The organism is Stutzerimonas azotifigens DSM 17556, assembly GCF_000425625.1.
GTDB lineage: Bacteria > Pseudomonadota > Gammaproteobacteria > Pseudomonadales > Pseudomonadaceae > Stutzerimonas > Stutzerimonas azotifigens.
The window spans coordinates 735-5,504 of the sequence record NZ_KE384429.1 but is presented as its reverse complement, the minus strand read 5'-3'; the positions used below and the strand labels follow the sequence as shown (position 1 = coordinate 5,504).

The 4,770-nt window shown below is 68.8% G+C and carries 4 protein-coding genes; 2 read left to right on the top strand and 2 right to left on the bottom strand.

Annotated elements, in window-relative coordinates; all coding sequences use genetic code 11:
* Positions 1–1,306, bottom strand: a 1,306-nt coding sequence (locus H610_RS24485; RefSeq protein WP_043239463.1) for an acetate--CoA ligase, incomplete at its 3' end; no start/stop codon positions are given.
* Between the two features lie 220 nt (positions 1,307–1,526).
* Here H610_RS24485 and H610_RS0122925 point away from each other — a divergent pair.
* Positions 1,527–2,276 (top strand): FadR/GntR family transcriptional regulator, encoded by a 750-nt coding sequence (locus H610_RS0122925; RefSeq protein ID WP_028241844.1) that lies wholly within the window; start codon positions 1,527–1,529, stop codon positions 2,274–2,276.
* A 4-nt stretch (positions 2,277–2,280) separates the two neighbouring features.
* On the opposite strand, the gene H610_RS0122920 is transcribed toward H610_RS0122925, so the two are convergent.
* Positions 2,281–3,201, bottom strand: coding sequence for an EamA family transporter (locus H610_RS0122920; protein WP_028241843.1), 921 nt, complete (start codon positions 3,199–3,201; stop codon positions 2,281–2,283).
* A gap of 327 nt (positions 3,202–3,528) precedes the next feature.
* Between H610_RS0122920 and H610_RS0122915 the strand changes: the two genes are divergently transcribed.
* Positions 3,529–4,686: an L-talarate/galactarate dehydratase gene (locus tag H610_RS0122915; RefSeq protein WP_028241842.1), complete on the top strand. Its 1,158-nt coding sequence runs from the start codon at positions 3,529–3,531 to the stop codon at positions 4,684–4,686.
* Positions 4,687–4,770 lie beyond the last annotated feature (84 nt).

The window sequence follows — 4,770 nt, the reverse complement described above, 5'->3', positions numbered from 1 at the left end:
CCGAGCCGGGCTTGAGCGCCGTGGCGCCCGGCAGCGGGCTGATGAGGATGCCGCCGGTCTCGGTCTGCCACCAGGTGTCGACGATCGGGCAGCGCTCCTGGCCGATGGTCCTGTGGTACCAGTCCCAGGCTTCCGGGTTGATCGGCTCGCCGACCGAACCCAGCAGGCGCAGCGAGGCGAGGCTGGCGCCCTGCACGCAGGCGCTGCCCTGGGCCATCATGGCGCGGATGGCGGTCGGCGCGGTGTAGAGGATGTTGACCTTGTGCTTGTCCACCACCTGGGCCAGGCGGGTGACGTCCGGGTAGTTCGGCACGCCTTCGAAGAGCAGGGTGGCGCCGCCGTTGGCCAGCGGGCCATAGACGATGTAGCTGTGGCCGGTGACCCAGCCGACGTCGGCGGTGCACCAGTAGATCTCGCCCGGCCGGTAGTCGAACACCCGCTCGTGGGTCATCGAGGCGTAGACCAGGTAGCCGCCGGTGGTGTGCAGCACGCCCTTGGGCTTGCCGGTCGAGCCGGACGTATAGAGGATGAACAGCGGCTCCTCGGCACCCATCTCCTTCGGCGCGCAGACGCTGCCGGCGACCCTCATCAGGTCCTCGTACCAGATGTCGCGGTGGGCGTGCCACTTGATGCTTCCGCCGGTGCGCTTGCAGACGATGATCTTCTGCACGCTGCTGGTGTCCGGATGGGTCAGCGCCTCGTCGACGTTCTCCTTCAGCGGGGTGCGCTTGCCGCCGCGCACGCCTTCGTCGGCGGTGATCACTACCTTGGACTTGCAATCGATGATGCGCCCGGCCAGCGCCTCGGGCGAGAAGCCGCCGAACACCACCGAGTGGATCGCGCCGATGCGCGCGCAGGCGAGCATCGCCACCACGGCTTCCGGAATCATCGGCATGTAGATGGTCACCACGTCGCCGCGGTGCACGTCCTGGCCGCGCAGGGCGTTGGCGAACCTGCACACCTGCTCGTGCAGCTCGCGGTAGGTAATTTCCTTGTGCTCGGACGGGTCGTCGCCTTCCCAGATGATCGCCACCTGATCGCCACGCTCCTCGAGGTGGCGGTCCAGGCAGTTGTAGGAGACGTTGAGGGTGCCGTCGGCGAACCACTTGATGTCGACGTGGTGGTCGTCGAAGGTGGTCTGCTTGACCTTGCTGAAGGGTTTGATCCAGGTAAGCCGCTGTGCCTGTTCGCGCCAGAAACCGTCGGGGTTGACCACCGACTGCTGGTACATGGCCTTGTAGGTGGCCTCGTCGGTCAGGGTCTGGGAAGCGACTTCGGGGCGCACGGGGAATAGGGTAGCTGTCATGGCGGTCCTCAACCTGCTCTGAAATTCTTGTTCCTCCTTTTTACGGGCTGCTTCGGTGCCGGGCTATTAAACGATAGTGGAGTGTCGGTACGACCAAGGTGGCATTTCTCCGTGGCCCGGTTGCGCTGCGCGAGCCATCGCAACGGGGCGACAACGGGCCATGTCGTCATACAACTTGGTGGTAAGATGCTCGCATTTCCTTGTCACCGGACGCCCCGCCATGGATACGCCAACGCCACAACCGCGCGCTCGTCGCAAGCACCGCAGCCTCGCCCAGGAACTGGTCGCGGAGCTGTCGCAGCAGATTCGCGACGGGGTGATCAAGCGGGGCGAGAAGCTGCCCACCGAGTCGGCGATCATGGAGGCCCAGGGCGTCAGCCGCACGGTGGTGCGCGAGGCGCTGTCGCGGCTGCAGGCCTCGGGGCTGGTGGAAACCCGCCACGGCATCGGCACCTTCGTGCTGGATGCGCCGAACACCATCGGCCTGCGCATCGACCCGGCGACCATCGTGACCCTGCGCGACGTGCTGGCGATTCTCGAACTGCGCATCAGCCTCGAGGTGGAGTCGGCCGGGCTCGCCGCGCAGCGCCGCACGCCGGAGCAGTTGGAGGCGATGCGCGAGTTTCTCGAGGCGTTGAACCACGGCACCCCGCCGGGCGGCGACGGCGTGGCGTCGGACTTCCAGTTTCACCTGCAGATCGCCGAGGCGACCGGCAACCGCTATTTCAGCGACATCATGAATCACCTGGGGGCGGCGATCATTCCGCGCACCCGGCTGAACTCGGCGCGGCTGGCCCACGACAGCCAGCAGCACTACCTGCAGCGGCTGGCGCGCGAGCACCAGGAAATCTACGACGCCATCGCCCGCCAGGACCCGGACGCCGCCCGCGCCGCCATGCGCCTGCACCTGACCAACAGCCGCGAGCGGCTGCGCCAGGCGCACGAGGAAGCCGAGGCGATGCGCAGCTGAGGACTCAGCGCAGCTTGTGCGTGGCGAGGATGACGATGCCGGTGACCACCACCAGGCCGCCGAGGATCTGCACCGGGCTCAGCGTCTGGCCGAGCACGATCCAGCCGAGCACCAGGGTGGCCACCGGCTCCATGTTCATCACCGGCGCATTGCGCGGCATGTCCAGCCGCGGAATCAGCACGAACAGCACCGAGAAGCCGGCGCCGTAGAACAGCGTCAGCAGCACCAGGCCGGTCCAGCCGGCGGTGCTGCCCGGCACGTTCAGGCCGCCGGGCAGCAGGTCGGCCGCGCCCAGCGCGGCGGCGGTGCCGAAGGCGATCATCATGGTCAGCATGCTGCGCTGCGCGCCGGGCATGCCGGACAGCTTGTGATCGGTGACCCACAGGGCGCAGGCGAACACCGTCGCCCCGACGAAGGCCAGGCCGATGCCCAGCAGCCAGTCGCTGCCGACCGGACGCTCGCCTCCGAGGCGCGCCGGCACGTCCAGCGCCAGCACCAGGCCGAACAGGATCAGCCCCATCAGCATCGCCGCCCGCGGCGTCGGCCGCGGCCCGCCGAGGCCCCAGGTGAGCAGCGCCAGCAGGATCGGAAAGAGGTTGGCCACCAGCAGGGCCAGGGCCACCGGCACGCGCGCCACCGCCGAATACAGGCACAGGCTCTGCACGCCGATCAGCAACCCCAGCAGCAGCTGCCAGCGCCAGGCCCCCGGGGCGAGGCGGATCGGTTGCCGGCGGACCGTCAGCAGCGTGGCCAGCGCGAGGAAGGTCACGCCGGAGCGGCAGAGCACCGCCAGCACCACGCCGGCGCCGCTGTCGAAGGCGATGCGCGCCGCGATGTGGTTGCTGGCGAGGGTGCAGCCGATGCAGAGCAGGATCAGGACGGCGACGTGGCGGGGGAAGGACGCGGGTGTGGAATGGGCGATCATGGGGATGGCTGTTGAAGAGTGGGACACGGCCGCGGGGCAGGCGAAGCGGTGGACGCCGTAGGCCGCGCGGGCGGCCCGTCAGAGTACCAGCTTGCGGGCTGGCATGAGCCGGCTTTCATGCAGCCGCCTGTTCACCTCGAGGCTGCCAGCGCCTGATGGGCAATCCCGGGCGTTTTCGCCTAAAGTTGTACGATGACTTGGCTAGGCGAGGCCGGGCCTTGTCGCGGCCTTCCGCGCAGGAAGACCGTAGCGGCCCGGCGTGGCCGACCGATGGACGGTCGGTCGTCTGACGGCCGCGCCCATTTCAATAACAAGAAGGATCACTGCATGACCGCTTCCCCGACGCCCGTCTGCGGCAATGACGACCGCATCGCCTGGCTGCGCCTGCGCTCGATCGCGCTGCCGTTGCCCACCCCCATCAGCGACGCCAAGGTCCTGACCGGCCGGCAGAAGCCGATGACCGAAGTCGCCATGCTGGTCGCCGAATTGCAGACACGCGAAGGCCATTCCGGGCTCGGCTTCAGCTACGCCAAGCGCGCCGGCGGCCCCGGGCAGTACGCCCATGCGCTGGAGCTGGCGCCCAACCTCATCGGCGAAAATCCCAGCGACATCGCCCGCCTGTGGGACAGGCTGTGCTGGGCGGGCGCCTCGGTCGGTCGCAGCGGCCTGGCATGCCAGGCCATCGCCGCCTTCGACGTGGCCCTGTGGGACCTGAAGGCACGCCGTGCGGGCCTGTCGCTGGCCCGCCTGCTGGGCGCGCAGCGCGATTCGGTGCGCTGCTACAACACCTCGGGCGGCTTCCTGCATACGCCGCTGGAGCAGCTGCTGGAAAACACCGACCGCTCGCGCGAGAAGGGGATCGGCGGCATCAAGCTCAAGGTGGGCCAGCCGGATACCGCGCTGGACCTGCACCGGGTCGGCCGGGCGCGGGAACACCTGGGCGACCGCTTTCCGCTGATGGTCGATGCCAACCAGCAGTGGGACCGGCCGACCGCCCGGCGCATGTGCCGCCAGCTGGAGCCGTTCGGGCTGATCTGGATCGAGGAGCCGCTGGACTGCTACGACGTCGAGGGCCACGCCGAGCTGGCCAGGCTGTTCGACACCCCCATCGCCACCGGGGAAATGCTCACCAGCCCGGCCGAGCACTGGGAGTTCATCCGCCAGCGCGGGGCCGACTTCCTCATGCCGGACGCACCGCGGCTGGGCGGCATCACGCCCTATCTGCGGGTGCAGACGTTGGCCGAGCAGGCTGGCCTGACGCTTGCGCCGCATTTCGCGATGGAGCTGCACGTCCACCTGGCTGCCACCCATGTGCGCGAGCCCTGGGTGGAACACTTCGAGTGGCTGGAGCCGCTGTTCGAAGAGCGGCTAGAAATCCGCGAAGGGCGGATGCTGGTGCCGAACCGCCCGGGGTTGGGGCTGACCCTGAGCGAGCAGGCGGTGGCCTGGACCGTCCAGCAGGCCGAGGTGGGGGATCGGCCCTGAGTCACGACGAGGGAACGCAGCGCCGGCATCGGATCCGTTCGCGACCAAGGTCGCTCCTACATCCAGTGCCGGTCTCGCTGCCGG